12 protein-coding genes and 5 pseudogenes are annotated in these 19,518 nt (G+C 57.0%); 5 read left to right on the forward strand and 12 right to left on the reverse strand.

Annotation, left to right across the window (positions count from 1 at the left end):
* Positions 1–21: 21 nt before the first annotated feature.
* A complete protein-coding gene (gene glmM, locus P0D77_RS16835) occupies positions 22–1,365 on the reverse strand; it encodes a phosphoglucosamine mutase (protein ID WP_277555881.1) in 1,344 nt (447 codons plus the stop codon).
* 121 nt (positions 1,366–1,486) lie between these two features.
* Complete coding sequence (locus tag P0D77_RS16840) at positions 1,487–1,723, reverse strand: HalOD1 output domain-containing protein (RefSeq protein WP_277555882.1); 237 nt, start codon at positions 1,721–1,723, stop codon at positions 1,487–1,489.
* A 296-nt stretch (positions 1,724–2,019) separates the two neighbouring features.
* Here P0D77_RS16840 and P0D77_RS16845 point away from each other — a divergent pair, with 296 nt between their 5' ends.
* Together P0D77_RS16845 and P0D77_RS16850 are read left to right on the forward strand one after the other, a co-directional pair.
* Positions 2,020–4,608, forward strand: coding sequence for a PD-(D/E)XK nuclease family protein (locus P0D77_RS16845; RefSeq protein ID WP_277555884.1), 2,589 nt, complete (start codon positions 2,020–2,022; stop codon positions 4,606–4,608).
* Positions 4,605–7,439, forward strand: coding sequence for a UvrD-helicase domain-containing protein (locus P0D77_RS16850; protein ID WP_277555885.1), 2,835 nt, complete (start codon positions 4,605–4,607; stop codon positions 7,437–7,439). Before P0D77_RS16845 ends, P0D77_RS16850 begins: the two co-directional genes overlap by 4 nt.
* An 80-nt stretch (positions 7,440–7,519) precedes the next feature.
* Here the strand turns inward: P0D77_RS16850 and P0D77_RS16855 are convergent, their stop codons facing one another.
* From P0D77_RS16855 to P0D77_RS17755, 3 genes and pseudogenes are all read right to left on the reverse strand, one after another.
* A complete protein-coding gene (locus P0D77_RS16855; protein ID WP_277555886.1) occupies positions 7,520–8,233 on the reverse strand; it encodes a hypothetical protein in 714 nt (237 codons plus the stop codon).
* Positions 8,234–8,235: 2 nt separating this feature from the next.
* Complete coding sequence (locus P0D77_RS16860) at positions 8,236–9,063, reverse strand: DUF6159 family protein (protein ID WP_277555887.1); 828 nt, start codon at positions 9,061–9,063, stop codon at positions 8,236–8,238.
* 309 nt (positions 9,064–9,372) lie between these two features.
* Positions 9,373–9,609, reverse strand: a pseudogene (locus P0D77_RS17755) (cyclin family protein); the annotation flags it as partial.
* Positions 9,610–9,679: 70 nt separating this feature from the next.
* On the opposite strand from P0D77_RS17755, the gene P0D77_RS16870 reads away from it, so the two are divergent.
* Together P0D77_RS16870 and P0D77_RS16875 are read left to right on the forward strand one after the other, a co-directional pair.
* Positions 9,680–10,270, forward strand: a complete 591-nt coding sequence (locus tag P0D77_RS16870; RefSeq protein ID WP_277555888.1) for a DUF7342 family protein — start codon at positions 9,680–9,682, stop codon at positions 10,268–10,270.
* Between the two features lie 3 nt (positions 10,271–10,273).
* Positions 10,274–10,756, forward strand: coding sequence for a toxin-antitoxin system TumE family protein (locus P0D77_RS16875; protein ID WP_277555889.1), 483 nt, complete (start codon positions 10,274–10,276; stop codon positions 10,754–10,756).
* Between the two features lie 312 nt (positions 10,757–11,068).
* Here P0D77_RS16875 and P0D77_RS16880 read toward each other — a convergent pair.
* Positions 11,069–11,383, reverse strand: a pseudogene (locus P0D77_RS16880) (toxin-antitoxin system TumE family protein); the annotation flags it as partial.
* Between the two features lie 46 nt (positions 11,384–11,429).
* Positions 11,430–11,786: pseudogene (locus P0D77_RS16885) on the reverse strand (zinc ribbon domain-containing protein); the annotation flags it as partial.
* Here P0D77_RS16885 and P0D77_RS16890 point away from each other — a divergent pair.
* A complete protein-coding gene (locus tag P0D77_RS16890; protein ID WP_277555890.1) occupies positions 11,754–12,227 on the forward strand; it encodes a hypothetical protein in 474 nt (157 codons plus the stop codon). The pseudogene P0D77_RS16885 and the gene P0D77_RS16890 sit on opposite strands and share 33 nt — an antisense overlap.
* Before the next feature lie 462 nt (positions 12,228–12,689).
* Here P0D77_RS16890 and P0D77_RS16895 read toward each other — a convergent pair whose 3' ends face one another.
* The 5 genes and pseudogenes from P0D77_RS16895 to P0D77_RS16910 form a co-directional block, all read right to left on the reverse strand.
* A complete protein-coding gene (locus P0D77_RS16895) occupies positions 12,690–13,262 on the reverse strand; it encodes a hypothetical protein (RefSeq protein ID WP_277555891.1) in 573 nt (190 codons plus the stop codon).
* On the reverse strand, positions 13,259–13,627 hold the full coding sequence (locus P0D77_RS16900) for a ribbon-helix-helix domain-containing protein (RefSeq protein ID WP_277555892.1): 369 nt from the start codon (positions 13,625–13,627) through the stop codon (positions 13,259–13,261). The genes P0D77_RS16895 and P0D77_RS16900 overlap by 4 nt, the downstream gene beginning before the upstream one ends.
* Before the next feature lie 134 nt (positions 13,628–13,761).
* Positions 13,762–13,863, reverse strand: a pseudogene (locus P0D77_RS17790) (DUF8158 family protein); the annotation flags it as partial.
* 238 nt (positions 13,864–14,101) lie between these two features.
* A pseudogene (locus P0D77_RS16905) lies at positions 14,102–15,023 on the reverse strand (phage NrS-1 polymerase family protein); the annotation flags it as partial.
* 333 nt (positions 15,024–15,356) lie between these two features.
* Complete coding sequence (locus tag P0D77_RS16910; protein WP_277555894.1) at positions 15,357–19,391, reverse strand: ATP-binding protein; 4,035 nt, start codon at positions 19,389–19,391, stop codon at positions 15,357–15,359.
* Between the last annotated feature and the right edge of the window lie 127 nt (positions 19,392–19,518).

The following is a 19,518-nucleotide window of genomic DNA, read 5'->3' on the forward strand; positions in this document are numbered from 1 at the left end:
CTCCGGAGGAGAGGTGAAAAACTATTCCGTCGACCCGCGCCCGGTCCGGGCCTCGACGATGTCGAGCGCCCGGTCGAGGAGTTCCTCGGTGGCGGCCGCCTCGCGAGCCTCCGCCGTCACCCGGATCTTCGGCTCCGTCCCCGACGGCCGGATGAGGAACCAGCCGTCGTCGGTGTCGACACGCACGCCGTCGAGCGTCGACACCTCCTCGTAGCTCTCCCGGACAGCCGCGGCGATCCGCTCCATCGCCGCGGCCTTGTCGTCGGTTTCGACGACCGTCCGGCGGAGCGGATACCGTTCGATGCGAGCCAGCCGGTCCGACAGCGGCTCCGCGGCCGCGAGGGCGGCGAGTTTGACGGCCGCGAGCGGCCCGTCGGGACACAGCGTCTCCTCGGGGAAGATCCACGCACCCGACGGTTCGCCGCCGAAGGCGACGTCGGCGTCCTTCGCGCGGTCGGCGACGTACACGTCACCCACCTTCGTGTAGACGAGTTCGACCCCGATGTCGGCGAGGGCGTCCGAGACGGCGAGGCTCGTGTCGACGGGTGCCGCGACGCTGTCGCCCGCGCTCGCCACCTCCATCCCGAATATCGCGAGGAGCAGGTCTCCAGGGACGAACTCCCCCTCGTCGGTGACCGCCATCATCCGGTCTGCGTCGCCGTCGTGTGCGATCCCGAGGTCCGCGTCGACGGCGTCGACAGTGGCGGCGAGCGTCGTACACGTCTGTGCTGTCGGTTCGCTCGGTCGGCCAGGAAAACGGCCGTCTTGTTGGGCGTTGATCGTCTCAACGTCGGCACCGAGTTCGAAGAGCGCGTCGGCTGCGACTCCCCCCATCCCGTTACCCAGATCGACGACAACTGACAGTGAGGACAGCGACCCGTCCACAGCGGCGGCGCGCCCGGCCTCAACAAGTGCCCGTTTGTGGTACGTGGCCGCGCCAGCCCACGACTCGTGGCTACCTTGTCCCGTCCAGTCGGCGAGTGCGTACGCTTTGGACTCGATCAACTCTTCAATCTCCGTCTGCTGGTCAGGAGAGTAGGCTTGCCCCGAGGGGGTCCACAGTTTGAAGCCGTTATCCTGCGGGGGGTTGTGCGAAGCCGTGACGACGATTCCAGCGTCGGCCGACCGGTCTGTGATCGAACGGGCCACTGTCGGCGTCGCGGCCCGCCCAACGTCGACCACATCCGCACCGGTCTCCCGTAGCCCCGCGACCAGGGCCGCCTGCAGTGTTTCGCCGGTCTCCCGTGCGTCACGTCCGACGACAACGCGGTCCGTGTCGGTGCCGACGGCACGCCCGATAGAGAGTGCGACATCAGCTGTAACAGATTCGCCAACCCGACCACGGACCCCGCTCGTTCCGAACATACAGACAGCACCCAACGGGCGCTCTTGGTTCCATCGAAGGGCTCACTGATACACATTCCACGGGCAGAAATGCCAAAATTGGAGAAAGAGGGCAAACTGACGCACAGAGAACACCGCTCAGTTACACTTCCTTAACGATAACTCCAGCATCTGATCCTATATAGATTTGATATCTTCCGTATGGGAACTCAACGGATACCCGCCCTTTCCCGGTGGAAATCAGAGTTTGGAGAGCCTCTATGTTCACCACGTCGTGTAATGGCGGCAATGCTGTAACATCAACGCCTTCTGCCTCAGCGATTGCTTCAGCAATTTGGACAATGAGGCCATCCGAATTCTGGTCCAGAGCACTATACACAATTATCTAACGCTGTTTAAGGAGATAAGCTTCTTGTTAGCATACGATCAATATCACGCCCACACACTCGTCTTGTGGGACGCCAACCGAGTCATCGATGCCGTATTCAAATGAGTTGTTGGAGACAGGACGGCCGTAGTCCTCCCTCGTTTCGAAGATACTGATCTTGTCACCGTCGCACTCGCCGTACTTCGTCTCTCACACTACCTGTGTCCGGATGTATCGCGAGCCCCTGCTGATTCCGGTTACCGTAGGTAGACGATACTCTTTTGCAATCCACTTGAGTCCGGTAGTCCGTGACAATTACACGGGCAAAATCTCTCGATTCTCTCTATGAAGAATGCAAGGAGTTCGACCTTGTGCTCGTGCCCGATGCGCCGCTCGCGAGCGCGCTGAATCGACGTCTTGATCAACCCCACTTCGGGCCATTCGCGATCACACCGCGACGCTTGGCTGCACGACGCCGAGAACAGGCTGAGGATCGACTCGCGTTTCTCGAACTAATCGAGACAACTGATCTCAACTGGAAAGAGACGGCCTATGCGGTCGGGAACATTCTCCAGTGCTGGGAGCACCAGGGGACAGCGGAGGCAGTCCTCGAGTACGAGCGATTTGCGACGCCGGCCACAAATACGGCTGTCGAGTGCATTAGTGAGATGGATACGACGTCCACACGGCTCACCAACTACAGCATCGACACGGACACATCAGTTGCCGTGGTCGGGTTCAAGCAACTGACCGAACTCGAACGCTCGATCCTTCCTCCAGACTACAAGACGATCGACCCGTTCACCGAGGAACCCTTCGATCACCCTCCATTCCGAATTCTTGACTCACCGGCCGCAATCGTCGACGCCGTCCTCGATACAGTCACACCAGAGAACGCCGATGACGTGGCAGTCGTCCTCGATGCAGCCAGTCAGTATTCCCCACTCATTGAGTCGGCGCTGGAATCTGCAGACATTCCGTACTATGGTGGGCCAGGGTTCACCGATGATGGACGCCATCGCGCATTTTTACAGCTCCTCCGCAGTGCACACGCTGGGCGAGATACACTAGTTGGGGATGTGCGGCCACTCTTGACCCAGCTTGAGATTCACATCGATATCGAACACGACGAAAAGCGGCTCTTCGACCTCGACAGGTCAGAAGTAGACTGGCTTCTCGAGTTCCGAGAAGACATTCGATCCAGTACGTTCGAGGAGGCTCTCGATGCATACGAGGACGTCACCGACGTCACTATCGACGCGTTTCGAGACGAACTCGCGACGCTTGGCCTCCTTGAGGAGGCCGTTACCGAACCAGCAGTCGACCAGCTCGAATTCTATCTACAGTCGTATGAAGTGCCTGTCGACCGTGAAAACGAAGGTGTGCTGCTGGCCGATGCGAAATCGGCTGCTCACGTCGGCCGCACTGTCGTGTTCTACCTCGGCCTCGATGATGGCTGGACACATTCGTCGCCACGTCGCCCGTGGGTCGACAGTGACCAAGAGTTTGAGCGGAACATCCGGCAGTTCCAACTCCTCTTGCAAAACGGCGTCGACCAGTACTATCTCGTAGAGGATACCGCCGGTGGCTCGCCTGTCACTCCATGCCTGTACTTTGAGGAACTGTTCGATGAGGCGTTCGACCGATTCAGTGATCTTGACTCACTGCAGCATTCGCGAACGTTTCGACCGACGGAAGACGGATTCAAACGAGAGCCACTCGGTGTTGCTCCTGAGAAGGTCACCGAACTGAGCCAATCAAGTTTGAATACCTACGTCAACTCTCCTCGAGATTACTTCTTCAGCCGCATCGTCGACAACCCGCAAAAAGAGCATTTCAAAGAAGGGAATCTGTTTCACGACTTCGCAGAGTTCTACGTCTCACATCCGGACGTCATCACGACGGATGGACTTGATGCAGTCGCAGCAACCATTCTCGAAGAAGTTGATCCGTTCCTCCGTGGCGTCGACCGGGAGGTCCGGCTCACGAAATACCGGGTCGGCCTCCAGACCATTGTCGAATACCTCGAGACGAACCCGCCGCAAGGCGATGGGTTGACCACACCCGATAGTGGGTGGGGAGAGAACTTCTTCGCGGAGTATTACGACCGACCCATCGATGCATCGCACACAGAACGCTGGTTCGAGAACGCTGATCTTGGGGTAAAGGGGAAAATCGACCTCGTTCACAACCCGACCGAACTCCTTGATTACAAGAGTGGGGCGAAGAAGTCTGCATACTCGATCGTCAAACACTCAGCACTTGATCCACCGACGGATACGCCAAACTTCCAGGCATTGTTGTATCTCGCCCACCAGCGGACCGAGCGACCTGATGAGGTACTCCAATTCACGTTCTTCCACTTCCTCGAAACGCTCGATGAAGTGGTGACTGGGGAGGGGTCACTCGAGGACTGCCTCACGACAGTAACCTACTATCCAATCACATTCAAGGAGTACATTTCGAGTCCGGCTGTCTTCACCCAACTGCAGGAAGATGCTGCAAACGACTGCAACAAGACCTTCTCAAAATCGACATCTGATGTGTATCAAGCGGTGTTGGAAGAACACGAGTTCCCTGACACCACCGATAGTGACGAACTCATCGAATCGGAGTTCGGAAACGCGCTCACCCAGCGTCTGATCGCTGACGTAGGGAACTACAAGTACGTGAAGAATGGCTGCAGGCAGGCGCTGCGGCACTTGCTACGTATTCGCAATCAGAATTACTTCACCGAGGACATAGACGCATTCGAGCAGTTCGTTCGCGAGCACCGCGCGGAGTTGAATGATCGCAGAGCCGGTGGTGAGCGCTTCCCAGTGCAGGGCCTCAGCGGCGATCCGAACTATCGGTATGTGGATAATCGAGACTGTATCTTGGAGGGTGGGTCGCGATGACGGCGCCAAACGACCAACAGCAAGAGCTCATCGATAGCACAGAGGGTATCCACGTCGTCGACGCCGGTGCAGGGACCGGAAAGACGTTCACCGTCACTCGTCGATACGCAGAAATCGTCGACAAGGACGACATCGAACCAGAGGACGTCCTCCTCGTGACGTTCACAAACAACGCGGCGACAGAGATGCGAGAGCGAATCGTCGCCAACTGTGACTATGGGATGCGCGAACTCACTGAGGCGCCGATTCAGACGTTCCACAGCCTCTGTCACGACATTCTTATGGAACACGGATTTGCGGCCCCGACACTCCTGGGTATCGACGACCGGATTACGGGGTCCACGCGCGTCATCGAAGACGAGAACGTCGAGAAAGCGCACTTCCGCGAGTTCATCCGTCGATTCAGCGACGACCACCCCAAGTATGACGACGTCTTCCGTGCCATCCCGGAGCCGGTCGAACTCCTTGGCCTACTCAATCAACTCGCGGCCAAAGGTGTTTTCCCAACTGCTGAAGGCTGGTATCGAAACGGTGAGCGATATCTGGATGGTGACTTTGAGTCGTTCAAAGCGCTATTCACCGAGCTGAATCAGCCCCGAAATGACGGGAACAAGCAATCCAAACTCCGCTCCAACCTCGGCAGCTACGGGAACGACAAGTGCTACCTCCCTGATGCACCTGCGAAAGACGACATCCGTGGCGGCTGGGGAGAAAAACAGGTACCAGATTCCATCGCACAGCTGGCGTTTGAAGAGCAGCGAGGCGGTCTCAAGGACTTCGTCCACGACGTCTATCACGAGTATCTCGAGTTCGCGCTGAGTCGCAACTACCTCAACTTCAGCTTCCTCCAGCTATTTGCGTTCGTCCTGCTCTGTGACGATCACCGCCTCCGCGACGATCTCGCGTTCGAGTACGTGATGATCGACGAGTTCCAAGACTCCAGTGAGATTCAGTTCAAACTCGCACTCTTGCTTGCGGACACGAACAATCTCTGTGTCGTCGGTGACTGGAAACAGAGTATCTACTCGTTCCAATATGCTGCCGTCGAGAACATCACCGAGTTCGAAACTCGACTTGATCGATTCGTTGACGAACTCAACGCGGATCACAAACGTGTGTCGTGGGCGAGGCGCCCAATCATCGATATCGAACTTGTGGAGAACTACCGGTCGACACAGGCTATCCTTGATTTCTCCGAGCACAGCCTCATCACACCCGCCGCGAGCAAGGACGATGTCGACGAGGCGGCAATCCAAGACCGCATCGTGTCGCTTTCTTCGAACACCGCCCACGAGCACTCACAGATCGAGGCGATTCACCACGAAGACGAACACGAGGCGGTACTGACCAAGATACAGGAGATCGTCGGAAATGACGACTATCAAATCGAAGACGATGGCGAACTCCGTCGCCCGGAGTACGGTGATATTGCTGTCCTCACCCGGACCCGTGACTTCGGCCGAGAACTCCTCACTGTCGCTGAAGAGTACGGGTTGCCAATGGCGTACGAAGGCGGCATCGAGGTATTCCGCTCTGACCCGGCGAAGCTTCTCCTAGCGTGGCTTCGAATCCTGGAGTCTGATGGCGAGCGAGGGTGGGCTGTCGTCCTTGAGGAAGCTGGCTACACGCTCGATGAGGTTGATCACGTCCTCGATACTGCGGAGTATCCCGACAATATGCAGGCGTTCAAATCGGAACTTGCGTCACTGGAGACGATCGGTGGGGTGACCCAGCGTGTATTCTCCCAGTATGACTACGATGGGGCGTATGCCGACGTGTTGTTGACGACGATCCAGTCTGTCCACAACGCGACGACATTGACCCGAGGTGACCTCATCAGGTTCATCGAGCGTGGTATTGCAGACGGCAGTACCCACGAAGTGCACGCAAGCGCCGGAATGAACTCGGTGACGGTCCAGACCATCCACGCTGCAAAAGGACTCGAACACCCCATCGTCGTGCTCGCGAATATGAACACGCACCGCTTCCCACCCTCGGGCGGGACCAGCAGCGCGCTCACGTTCGACGATCCGATTGGGGTACGCCAGCGGAAGGTCTACGCTGACGACCACGGGTATCCCTACATCTACGACAACTGGCGCAGCGACGTCCTCCAACAGTGTCTGCCGCGTGACTACGATGAGGAACGACGCTTACTGTATGTCGCGATGACGCGGGCTGAGTCACATCTGGTGTTCTCCGCAGGCGAGAGTCCGAACACGTTCATCGAAGCGCTCCCAGTTGAGCTCGAGGAAGTAGAGCCCGATGTGCAAGAGGTGGACATCACTGAATCGACCCAGACTGATTTGCAGATATCTGTGCCGAGGCCGGATGGCCCGGTCGGACACTCACCGCACACGCTGATGCGCGACGACGTGTTCGAGGACGTCGATGATGGAAGAGGCACCGCGTTCGGAACCCAAACCCACGAGTTTGCTGAGCAGTACGTACTGGAGGGAGACGTCGAACCCTCGAATGACGACGAACACAATCTCAAATCATTTCTTGACTCGCTTGAGGGTGAGCTACGAGTCGAGGAAGACGCGTATCTCCCGCTCACTGTCGACGGCGAGCAAGTCACCATCTCAGGAATCGTTGACCTCGTTCACATCAGGCCTGATACTGTCGAGATCATCGACTTCAAGACCGATCTGGGACGCCACGCTGAGAGTGAATATCGAAAGCAACTCAGCGTGTACTATCACGTGTTGGCTGAGTGGTTCCCAGAGCGAGACGTGACTGCGGGGATCTTCTATACTGCATCCGGTGACCGTATCGACATTGACCCGCTCTCTCTGTCGAACCTAGCGGAGTTGGTCGAAGAAATTTGATAACTGGCTTTCCCTATCACTCAGTGGGCAGGGTACTCGGTGCGAGGTGGGGTTTTCACTACCCAATCCTTGATCTTCGATTATCGACTACTCCCAAGTGCCGCTGTCAGTGCCCGAATTTGTCCCCATCCATTCTGCAGGAGTGCTGCGGGAAACCGTCGCCTCGCCCCTGCGAGTGCATCCGTGAGGGCTGTCGTTGCGTCCTCGAACAAACCGGTTCCGTGCCCGACGAGAATTCGTTCGGGTGAGACTTCTTCGAACACATTCCGAGGTGGAACGAGACGGCACAGGAGGTACGTTCCCAGTCGCTCCTCTCCAACCGTGAACAACGGTGCTGTCCCCAGTACGTCTGGGACGTACAGCGTTCCATCAGCTTCGCGGTACGCGATGGCCTCATCCCACCCAGGAAACAGCGCACAACGACGGATCTCGAATCCAGAGGACCCGATAGTTTCGTCCACGTACTCGGAGTGACGCTCGATTTGCTCGGCTACCCGCGAGAGCCACCTCGGGAGGAAGACCGGAACGTCGTGGCGGGCAGCGAAGGCCTCCGCATCGCGGGCGTGATAGTTCGAGAGGACGACGACGCCAGTCACCTCACCGAGCGTCTCGAGTTCATCGTCGATGCCGGGGGCGTCCAGCGGGTCGACGACCCAGACACCGCCGTCGTCCCCGACGAACGCATGACTTGCCCGCATCCCGGTTTCATCGGGGTATGCGAGCCATCCGAGGCCGCCGGACCACCGATCGATGATCACGGGATCTTCCGGCTCTCCCCGGTCGTACATCGGCATCGTCACTTCTCGGGGAAGACGGAAGCCGGCTCTCGCGCTTCGAACGGCCCGACGCGCTCACCCGTCGTCGCGTAGCGATACAGCGCCGTCCTGACGATAGCCGTAACGGTCTGAGAACCAACAATTGCGGCGACGACGATGAGCCCACCGACGACGAGGGCGCCTGCTGCGATGGCTCCGTGAAGCACGAAGTAGCCGACGGCCAAGAGCACGAGGCCGGGGAGGGCTGCGATGAGGAAGATGAGACTGACGCCGAGCGTTGCGGAGACGCTCTCACCCCACGTGTCCTTGAACAGGGCTCCGCTTCGGCGGAGCTGTCGCCGAATCCCCGTCTCGTGGTCCAGAACGATGACGGGGACGATGAAATACGTCAGGAGCGCCCACGCGAGATCGAACACGAGTCGTGCAACGCTGCCGATTGCTCCGAACTTCTCGTCGAGGATGTAGAGCACGGTGCCGAGCGTCGCCGCGACGACCGCCCAGAGCGCAATCTGCCGCCGGACACGCCACGCAGCAGCGAGCCCGTCTCGGACAGACGTCTGCTCGCCGTCGAAGACCCGTGACGCACAGTGGACGACGGCCGCGTTGAAGAACGTCGCCACGCTCGAGGAGATCGCGAACGCGCAGAACAGCGCTCCGTACTTGTGGAGGTCGTTGGTGAACAGCGAGTCGACGATACCGAACTGGAACGCTACGGCGGTGAGGACGGCGAACGCACTGCCCACAGCGAGCAGGCTCAGGGCGGGGAGTACCGCAAGGCTCGTATGCTGTCTGAACACGTCGAGGCTCTCGGTCGTGATGTCGAGACCACGTCTGTACTTGGAGGGCATGGTGCTGGCTACTCGTTTTCACGAAATAAATCACGGGGAGAGAACGTTGGCCCGGCGGAGCACCACATTTCTGTGCTGCGTAGCGGGTAGTATTTCGTAGCACTCTCCGTCATCGGTGCTAATGGGCTCAGACGAAGCGAACGACAGCGTGGATGGGACGATGATGGGTGTGGGTATTGCGATTGGGGCTGGTATTGGCGTTGCACTCGGAGTTGCGATGGACAATATTGCATCGGGTATCGCCATCGGGATGGGCATCGGTATCGCTATCGGCGCCGCGTTCGCGAGCCGGTAGAACAGAACGTCACCAGTGTAGTCGAGCAGTGTTGCAACTGCACTAACCCTGGATCGTCTTCGCTTGTCTTGTTCCTGCCTCGGTTTGTAGAGGCGGACCGCGGCAAATCTGGCCATATAAACACCCGTGGTGACGCCGCGCTCTTCGGCCTTCTTCGCGAGTGTTCGGGCCTGCTGTCGGATTTCGTCGGGACACTTGAGGTCCGAGGCCAGTCGCGGCACGAATATGCTTGGGGAGACGGGCTCAGCCGGTGTACTCACCATATAAGGGAATATGATAATTTGCCAAAGAACTATGTTCCTCTAAGCTGTGCGTTTCTATATGAACGACCGAAGCCCACCAGATGAGTTTGCAGACGTCAACGAAGCAGTTGGCGAGGAATGGGAAACAGAAACAACACCCTATGAGCGCATTCGACACGTCGTTGCACATACGTACAACCCCGTCTCAGCTGATGCCGTAGCTGACGGTGCACGGACTGCTCCAAAAACCGCTCGGAAGCACCTGAACACACTCGCAGACGAGGGGTTTGTCGAGACGACACCTGGCGAACACGGTAGCACGCTCTATCGGCGCTCACCTGAATCACTCGTCGTCGAACAGGCAGCCGATATTCTAGAGCATATCTCGACTGACGAACTCGTGACGCGAATCCAGGAGATGCGCGAGCAGCTCACCGAGTATCGGTCCGAATTCGGTGTCGACTCACCCGAAGAATTGGCGGTCAACCAGACGAACCAGGTCTTCAGCCAGACTGAATCCCTACAAGACGAGATTGACCCAGAGACGATTCGCGAGTGGAAGACGCTCCGTCGGAATCTCGCGTTTGCGAACGCTGCCCTCTCGATCGGCAACGCCGAGCAATTCGTCGACAGTGACGGTTGGTCGACTGACGACAGCGTCTCTGCCTGAGCAATGCGGGATTCTCCTGACCAAGCAGAAACCCATACTCTCCGAGGGGCTACGGATCGGCCGGCGTTACTGACGATTCGTGACGTCGTCGAGGAGATGGAACCATTCGCAAACGCTGAACTCGACGACTACCTCAATCCATCAGTCCTCGAAGTGGTACTTGCCGATGGGCTGAGTGCGGCCGACAACGCCCGCATAGACATCCAGTGGACGACACAAAATGACTACAAGTTTCACTACACAGACACGGAAGGGGTAGATCTTCGCTGGGGAAAGCACCCACACGCAAGAGACTACATCCACGTCCCCGGAGTGGAACACTATCATCCACCACCCGATGCGAGTTCAGATCCTGATAAAGTCGAAGAGTCTTGTATTACACAGTCTCCCGAAGAACTGGTCACGCGTGCGGTCCTCAAACTCTGGCGCGTTGCCTACCACACGAACTCGTATGAACCACTCAACACAGGTCGAAACCCGCCATAGGAACCAATCTGAGTCCTTACCTCCAAGAACACCCACTGAGAAGCGATTTCTTCAAGCGATTGGCTCCAGCGACTTTATGTGGGTATACGGAGGGGCTGTGCGAGCTCTATCGTGGAAGATCAAGCGCGAATAGTATACGTGCAAACGCTGTCACGACTTCTCTGTATAGTGGATATATGAATGCGTATACTAAGATCGCTGGTTTCAGGGCTACTGTGTCACGATAGCGCTGTTGTTGCACATCTACCGATACTCATTGAGGTCCTCTGGTGTCCCCTCCGGTAGGTATCTCTCGACCGAGTCCAGCACGTGCTAGGGCCACAGTGTCTCTATGCGTTGCTCTATCGCCGTGAGGATGGTGGAGTATACTTCGAGTGGATGGAGCGACGGGAGTTCGAGGTCGGTAATTTCGGTAGCAGACGGTGGCTTGTGGAAGTGCAACCGTGTGTTGTGCGCGTTCGGGTGCCGGTCCCAGCGACATTCCCAGCGTGTCCCGTCCTCGTGCTCTTCGACGTAGTGGACTGAGAAATCACCAGTCGTGAACCATCGGATGTCGAGACGGGCCGCTGGTACCGTGTCAGGATATTGTCCAGCGTCGAGCAGTCCACGGAGCAGTCGAGGTTCGTGGAAGCTACCACGCCCTAAGGGCGTGGCATTCAGCGTGGACTCCCACTCAAGCCAAATCTGGCACGGATGTGACTCCGTTCGTGTTCAGCATCCCGCTGTTCAAGCGCACACCTACGGGTGCGCCTCCCTCGTCTCCAGTTTGGTTGCGAAGGAGTTTCAAACCAATGTTCTTCGAGGCGTTGTAGTCTGCGTGGTTCTCGTACCCGCATTGCTGACACGCGAACGACTCCCCGTGACGATTCCCGTCGTGGGTGAACCCGCACGTCGAACATCTCTGTGACGTGTACGCAGGATTCACCTGATCAACCGAGATGCCACGTTCTTCGGCTTTGTACTCGACGTTCTCGTACAATCGTCGGAACGCCCATTCGTGGAACTTCCGAGTGTTCGGCATCCGGAGACGACACTTGATGTTTCTGCGTCGCCAGTCCCGTATCCGGACGGGACCGGGCCGTCAACGCTCGCAGACGAGCGCAAGCTGTGGATTCGATGGGGGGGACGGGCCTACGAGGCGACGGTCCACCGAAAGACGACGATGGAGAAGCGCGTCCACGGATACACGGCAAACCGGGTGGCCGGGAGTGCCGAGGCGTTTCGGGCGTTGATTGCCGACCGCTATCTTATCCGACTTGACTCCATCACCGCTGACGAACAAGCGATTTTGGACGCGGCGGTGGCCGGTGGATACCACGAAACAACCGAGTCTCCCTCCAAGGCATGGAATCGGCTCCTGGACCGTCTTGACGACACCACGTTTCCCGAAGCCCACTACACTTGGTATGTCGAATACAACGGGACGTGGTATACCCTCGCCCTCAGTTCGGACGAGTCGTGCAGGATCTGAGATGCGGAGGAGCGCTACGCGCTCGTTTGTACCGGCCGCTTCGGACGCTCAAACTCAAGACAGGCTCCCGTGACCGATTCGCGCTCTATATTCAGCACGGCTGTGAAAAACTGTCGCCAACTTGGCGATTATATCGAACCCTCTACGAATGGTCGGTCGCGAGCGACGCGGAGGGCGGCAGCGGCGAGCGGGGCGTGCCGTAACATAGAACCTGTTCAACCACTCTCGACGCTCAGTAACCCAGCCGCCATCCTGGCGGACTCAGAAAGGGCGAGGCCGTCTCGGTCGTCCCCCGACCCCGCAAGCACCGCAGGCACGAGGAGCGCAGCGGGGTTCCCGTGAGCGAAGCGAATGGGAGCTAGCGAGACTCCGTCTCGCGTGGGTCGCGGGATGCCGAGCGGCCGAGGGCTTTCAGGAGCCATCGCCGGCGCTGGGTGTTCGGCGTCCCCACTTGGAGGCCGGTTACTCTTCAAGACGGCGGCGCAATTGTGTGACGTACGGACTGTTCTCCCAGCTCCGATGCGGGCTAATCGTCGTGATCAGCGTTCGCGCCTCTTCGGGGCTCAGATGTCCGTTCCGAGCGTAGTCGACGATGAGCCGTGGCGTTGGAACGATCCGTGGGCCCTGTAGCACGGCGTGAATCAGTGGGAAGTTCGTTCCGCCGAACTCGTCAGTGAGAAAGCCATCGACACCAAGCGCGTTCGCAAGAACGATGCCGTCGGTTTCGCCGTCGTCAAGGCCGAACGTTGGCCGGGCGTCCGGCGTATCGTCGCGTTCGTACGGATCTTCGACTGTGTAGTGGGTGCGAGCGGCGAGCACGTTGTTCGCAGCCGCGGCGTGGATGTCCTGATACTGCGTGATGTCACTGAGCTCTGCAACGACTTCTGGCGGCACGAACACGTCACACGAGGTGAGGAGATACTGGAGGGGATCCGGAGCCGAGTCAGTGTCGTAGGCTGCGTCGGCTCGTGGGACGGCGAGACTGACCAGCGCACTCGTGTCGGCGACGACTGTCCGCAGTCGCGGCCTGCTCATCGCTTGTCGCCGTCACCAGTCTCGACCGTCGTCGCGTCGTCGTCGTAGATGTCGACCTCAGTGGGCGCGGCGAGATCCAATGGTTCGCCCTCGAGGTCTGCCTTGAGCAAGCGGAGTCGTTGGGCGGTTTCAGCGCCGACCAACTGCTTGACCGTCTCGAACTCAAGCTGGTCGTCGTAGTACTTCGTTGCCACCAGTTCTTGGAACGTTTCGCTGTCGGCAGTCTCTTCGATGTACTCGCGGATCGCTTCGACGAGGAGATCCGTCCGGTCCTTGTCGAAGAGTGCCGCAATCGCGTCGAGACGCTCGACGAGGTACTCCGGGGACTGGAAGTGGACCCGTCTGGGCTTGTCACTCGCGCTCATTCTATGTGCAAGTTCTGCACATAGATGAATAACGGTTTCGGCGGATACACAGAGCTTGCACATCAGTGCTCGGGAGACGGGAATCGCTCAGACTGGTGTTAGTCGTCGTGCTGTGCATTCAGTTCGTCGAGGAACTAACCAGGGGCCGTCCCAATACGAATGCCATCGACGTTGCGCATCTCGAGGTCGTGCGTTGCAGTCCGGAACGGATAGTGGTCTACGAGGATGCGATGGATAGCCTTCGTTAGCTCGAGTCAGTCTCTTCGGCATCTTCCGTGAACTCACCAGTGAGGCGTGCGACGTCGGCTTCGAGCGCTTTGATCCGCTCGTTCTTTTGTTCGAGCGTTGTAACTAACTCGGTGACTCGGGCACGCAACACCTGATTTTTCTCGGCCAGATAGGCACTCTCACTCGTCTCTGACTGACGTCTATCGCCTGCTGAGTTGCTCTCAGGAGCTGACGCATCTTCATCTCCAGTGCTCGGTTCATAGAAGTCTGAGGTTCCAGTGATCGCTCGTTCGATAGTCTTCTCACCGTACGTCGACCCATCGGCGTAGTGGATGTCGTCCCACTTCTCACGGTATAGGTCTGATTGCCGGAAGAGTCGATCAATTTGGGCAGCGTCCCCGCCACTCCAAAACGCGAGGAGAAAACATAGCGCCATATCGGCTTCTGAGTTGCTATCGTAACCTCCGGTCGACCCATTCCACAGTCGCTTGAACTTCGGCCCGTTTTTCGCGTTCGAGGCGGTTTCTAAGAGCGCTGCATCTTCGAGCCCGGGATTCGACTGTGAGTGCGACCGATTAGCTAGTGTGGATGTGGCGGTGGTATTTCGAGTCGCAGGATCCGCTTGTGTGAGGTATTCTCCGTGAATAGCGACGAGTGCATCCTGCCGGCGAGCAATGTGTGTGGGCGTTCCAGAGACGTGGTCGCCCGTAACTGTGAAGAACCGTGCATTGTCGTAACATTCGATCTGTCCACGACGATTTCGGCCATCTGGGAGCTCGCCCTCTAGAAGGATGTGATAGCCCGTTCCCGATGGTGAGATTTCGGTATACGAGTCGAGTCGGTCGATGATATCTTGGGCGTCATCGTCGACGGCGCCCGTCTCGGGGTCGAGAACGTCGTCGAGGTCAATACCCACAAGCGGGTCCGACTCGGTGAAGACGAATCCGATGCCGTCTGCAGCGTCTGTGTGGGCGTACTCGAGTGCCGTCTCGACATCACTCCACGTCTCCGGGTCCGTTGCTGATGCGAATGACCCTGTGTCTGGTATGACCGGGAGTTTCGTCTGTTTCCCACCCCGTGTTTTGGACACCCAGCAGACCCACTGATCTCGCTCACACAGTATCCCTGGGAGAATGTCCGAGGTGAGATTGGCCACGTGTTCGCTCATTGCTGGAGTGCCTGTGCGCGTTCGTTTCGAGACTCACCACAGGGTTCGCCAGTCGGCCCCCTGGTTCTCAACAGTCGATTCCCAACGTGGTACCCCCAGTCTATACTAGTTGGGTTTTGTGTGGAACATCCTCTTGAGCGAGCCGAAAAACGCAAGACACCGACCTGTTCTACCCAATTCGAGATGGAGAGTGATGTCCCACCCAAATCGATGCTGGGTGGAACACACGCTAATCTATCGAGCGTACAACCCACAGAGGAGGCATTCTCACCCTGAGAGAGCTGGCTGGAAGATGAGTTTCGAAGCCCGTCTTGCATCAAGGGCTCATATTGGTTACTTCTCATATTCGGACTCCTGAGTTGTACGGAGACGGATTCCGGTGTAATGGTGAACGAGTGTTCCCTCAACTCTCAGTCGCGTAGATCCGAACTCCAGATGATCATTGAGTTTTCGAGAAAACCAACTCTTATTCAACGGATCTGAGATATCGTGTTCGGCAGCCCATTCACGATATCGATTGAATACCGCTTGTTTCGGAACGACGCTATCCCGTTCTTCAACAAGGTCGCTCTCGACAAACGACTCGAGTGTTGGCGGGTCGTCCTCGTCTGTCTCCTCCCACGCAGTATTGACTTGCCCAGCCTGTACAGACTGCGTCTCGCTGTTGTCAGTTTCAGTTGGTGCTAGGCCCGGTGTCTCATCGAGAATTGCAGAGAGTGGCCGTGTTTCTCCACAGTCATACAGAACAGGCTCGTCTTGGTCACCAAGGATGATGATTGCATACGCTGAATGCTGGAATGCTGGCACAGGGAGTTCATCTTCGGGGATGAATGGACGTTTGATGCGGACCCACTCAGCCTCAAATTCTGATTTCGAATCGTAGACGTGGCGTGTTCCGTGCTCGTGAACAACGTATTGGGTAGTCGTGGGGTCGTAGCTGTAGACCGCAGGGACGTAATCTTGTGACAGTCCGCTAAGTGAGTCAACTCGAAGATACTCTGTTCCCTCTGCATCGCAGAGCACGACGTCGCCAGTATCTCGTTTCCAGATGTTCTGGGCGGTACCCTCAGGAGTGATGTTTCGAACTGCAGTGACACCGCCGACTTCATTCGCACCACCATTAAACGAGAGATAAGAATCACCGGTATAGAAGCGTGTTTCGCCAGTCTGGAGTTCTCGAACTGGTGGTGAGAGAATACCCTCAACGCGCTTAGCCCATTCAGTCCCCGACTTGCCGGGTCGGACGACGAATACTGGCACGTCCAACGCCTCCTGGGCTTTTCGGAGGTTTGTGAGAACCTTCACCGGATTATCTGGTGTCGTCGTCTCGACTTCGATCGCGAATGTCGAGTCAAGATTAGGATGCGTCGCTCTCGCATCGGGTTTTTCACTTCCGTCCTGCGTGAGTATTGAAACGGTGAATCCGAGTGCTGTGAGCTCCTTCTCTACTTGCAGAAGTGCGGTATCGTGGTCATCTCCACCGGCCGCTCGAACGTCACCTGTATCGGGCTTCGCTTCGCTCTCACCGGCCTCAGTTAGTCGGACGACGAGTTCGTCTGTCTCAAGGTCTACTTCCACATCGATGAGACGTGACCGCTTTCGTATTGCCGCGAGCTCAGCAAGCGTTGGGGGCTCTGCATCAACCTCTGAATAAAGAGACCGCAGCTCAGAGTCGACTGTTTCGACAGGTACCCACCCATTGTCTTCTCTAGTTCCCGATCGAATTTGGACAGTGCGGATGACGCGCGCAAACGCATAATCGAGATCCGGATTGGCTGTCCCAAGCAGTTCACGAAGGTCAGACGGAGAGTCCACAGCTGGCGTTGAATCTTTGTGAACGCCGAACTCATCTGAAACACGAGTACGAAGACGGGTTAGCATCTCTTGGAATCGATTTTCTTCGCGATCGGAGAGTGGGAACTCGCTCTCAGAGTGCCCTGAGGGGATGGGGAGAGGCTTGATGCTGAACGGGTATGGCCCGGTTTTACCGAATACCGGACTCGGAAGCTGGGCGATCCATTCACCTCGTGGGAGTGAGCGAATTCGGTTGGCGAACTCAGTTGGATTGAGGTCCTCGTGGGCCAGCGCTCGTGCTAACTCACGGTCGACGTTGATTTTCCCAAGGATGGGGCTCCCGATATTGTTGAGTGCATTTAGATACACACGACGCCCGCCCTCGGCCTCTAACTGCTCTGGGAATTGCATCGAGAGACCCACAGAAAGACGAAAGCTTCGGCCCTGTTCGAGGAGATTATTCATCACATCGGAGACAACGACAGACGCTGCCTCATCAATGAGAAGATTCACAACGTAATCATCGGGCTGTTGATTCAGAGCCTGTTCGTTGGTTCGTAATGCATCTTCCAGTGCGGTCAGAATCACCCCAGTAAGCATTTTGGCAGAATCATCGCGAAGCCCGCCAAGGTCGAACAGTATGACGCGGTTCGAGTCAAGCTGCTCTCCGAAGTCAAACTGTGGCTCAGTATTGTTGAATATCTGACGGAGATGCGTATCCTGTGAGACGTAGGCGAGGCGATTACTGACCCCACCCATAATGTTCGCAAAGGTTCTGGCGTCTGATTGCAGTTGACGGCGGAATGTTCGAAGAACCTCTGGGTCACTCGACCGGGGAGCTTCGTTTTCGTTGGGATTCGGCGGGCCAGCTTGCCACAGTTGGTCAAGGGCGTGTTCGAGTTGCTCGTGGGCGAAATAGTCTTCACTCGCCCGGTAGCGACCGTTTTCGCGGCCATATTCCTCGTCAAATAGCGTCTTGATGAGTGCCTTGATCAGGAGCGGAGAGACGGTCGCCCGTTCGTAGCGCTCGGCACCCATTGCAAGTTTGAGAATCTCCTCGTAGTGGTCGGCTTTCCGTTGGACAGCATCAGCCCGTTGTTGCCCTTGTTCAAGGCTAGATGTGATATTGAAGAACGAAAATCCAGGGAGAATGTCTGGAATGGGGAAGTAGAGAACGTTCTCTTCAACGTCCGAGATCCCAAATCGTCGAGTGTGGGCCCGGAGATACTCCTCAGCCATTCCGTCACCCTTCCGGTCGATGATAATAACCGGGCCGCTCGTGGACTCATAAACCGAGAGGCCGTCATTGGTGACTGCTTTTGATTTCCCGGCACCCGTTGTCGCTGCTCGGAGGTAGTGAGTGGGGAGTACTGACGGTGGGATACAGACTGGTTTGTCTTCAGGAGTTCCGTTCTCGTCAAGGGCATATCCGATTTCCATCCCCTCTCGGAAGTGCATCATTAGGTCCGGATTAGGACGTGGGAGTGGATTGCGACTCTCTTGTTCTGAACGAGTACTTCGTGACCCCTCTGTGGTCAACCCATCTGCAGTTGGGACGATAATGAGATTCGCTAACTCGTTCCCGTTGAGCACGAGGTCTGGCCGAGATTTGCCTCTCCCAGTCCGAATTGTCCGGTCTCTGACTGCTGAAAGCAGTTGTCGGGCGTGCTTCGATTTCGACTTCTGTGTCAGGCCCTTCTCTTGGAGGCGTCTGCTTGCAAACTCGTAGTACGGACCGTCAAGCACCGCAAAGACCGAACGCAATGTGTTCAGTCGTGACTGAATTGAGTCCGGCGAATCATCGCCAGGAATAGCCACCAGTCGAGCATTCACAGTGAAGGTTCGCTTTGGTGTCTTCTCGTCGATAAGACGCAGTCGTTCCTTCGTAGACTCATTAAGTGGGATCTCAGAGTCGGGATCTGAAGGGCCGAGGAGCGTCTCGACGACTATCTGGCTGAGCGTGTCTTGCTCCAATTCAAGATCAATCTGCCGATTCTCTGCTTTATTAGACCAATCCGGCTTCGATTGGAAGACTACCTGAAATGCGACAGGGACTGTCGTTTTTGAGAGGTGGTCGATGAGCGGCGTCAGCGGCGCGTGAGGCTCTTCTGAATCTGATTCAGATGGGCTCTCAGGAATGAATGGCGAAATTGTGGTCATCCAGTCGCGCTTCCTTCGGCCTTTTCCGTGCCATTCAACACCGGCTGGAACCTGTTGTTTCTCGAGATCAGGTTCATCGCCTTCCTGACGAACACCTAGCTTTTGATCAAGATCGACGTCTCTCCGAACGAGATTGAACGTATATGGATAGATTGTTCGTAAGCGTTCCTCGAGCGTATCGAGATGGTCCTCGTCATCGACGCCATAATAGAATTCAACAGGAGCGTCGACGCCCTCACTAACTGCGAGAAACTCAAACGTCAGGGGAGATTGCGACTTGAGTGGATTGAGTCGAGAAGCGAGGCTTTGAGACTCATTCGATGTGATTTGGTGGAGGCTTCCAATGGTTTCGGGGATACGTTTGCTCGTGTTGGATCCTGCGGTAGGGATAATTTGGATGTACGTTCTGTTCATTGATTTCGCTCCGTACTGTTGGCCCAAACAGGACCACCAGTTTCTGCGGAAACGGTGGTGTGTTCTGTGTGGTCAGACACTCGCGGTTCGACGTCGGTTCTGGATACTCCTATCACCCCATCGCCCG

Origin of the sequence: Halobaculum limi, from assembly GCF_029490015.1 — an archaeon.
Taxonomy (GTDB): domain Archaea; phylum Halobacteriota; class Halobacteria; order Halobacteriales; family Haloferacaceae; genus Halobaculum; species Halobaculum limi.

Coding starts and splice junctions, on each gene's coding strand:
- P0D77_RS16870 (WP_277555888.1), top strand. CDS start 9,680: ATGAACGACCGAAGCCCACCAGATGAGTTTGCAGACGTCAACGAAGCA.
- glmM (WP_277555881.1), bottom strand. CDS start 1,365: ATGTTCGGAACGAGCGGGGTCCGTGGTCGGGTTGGCGAATCTGTTACA.
- P0D77_RS16900 (WP_277555892.1), bottom strand. CDS start 13,627: ATGAGCGCGAGTGACAAGCCCAGACGGGTCCACTTCCAGTCCCCGGAG.
- P0D77_RS16860 (WP_277555887.1), bottom strand. CDS start 9,063: ATGCCCTCCAAGTACAGACGTGGTCTCGACATCACGACCGAGAGCCTC.
- P0D77_RS16875 (WP_277555889.1), top strand. CDS start 10,274: ATGCGGGATTCTCCTGACCAAGCAGAAACCCATACTCTCCGAGGGGCT.
- P0D77_RS16850 (WP_277555885.1), top strand. CDS start 4,605: ATGACGGCGCCAAACGACCAACAGCAAGAGCTCATCGATAGCACAGAG.
- P0D77_RS16855 (WP_277555886.1), bottom strand. CDS start 8,233: ATGCCGATGTACGACCGGGGAGAGCCGGAAGATCCCGTGATCATCGAT.
- P0D77_RS16910 (WP_277555894.1), bottom strand. CDS start 19,391: ATGAACAGAACGTACATCCAAATTATCCCTACCGCAGGATCCAACACG.
- P0D77_RS16895 (WP_277555891.1), bottom strand. CDS start 13,262: ATGAGCAGGCCGCGACTGCGGACAGTCGTCGCCGACACGAGTGCGCTG.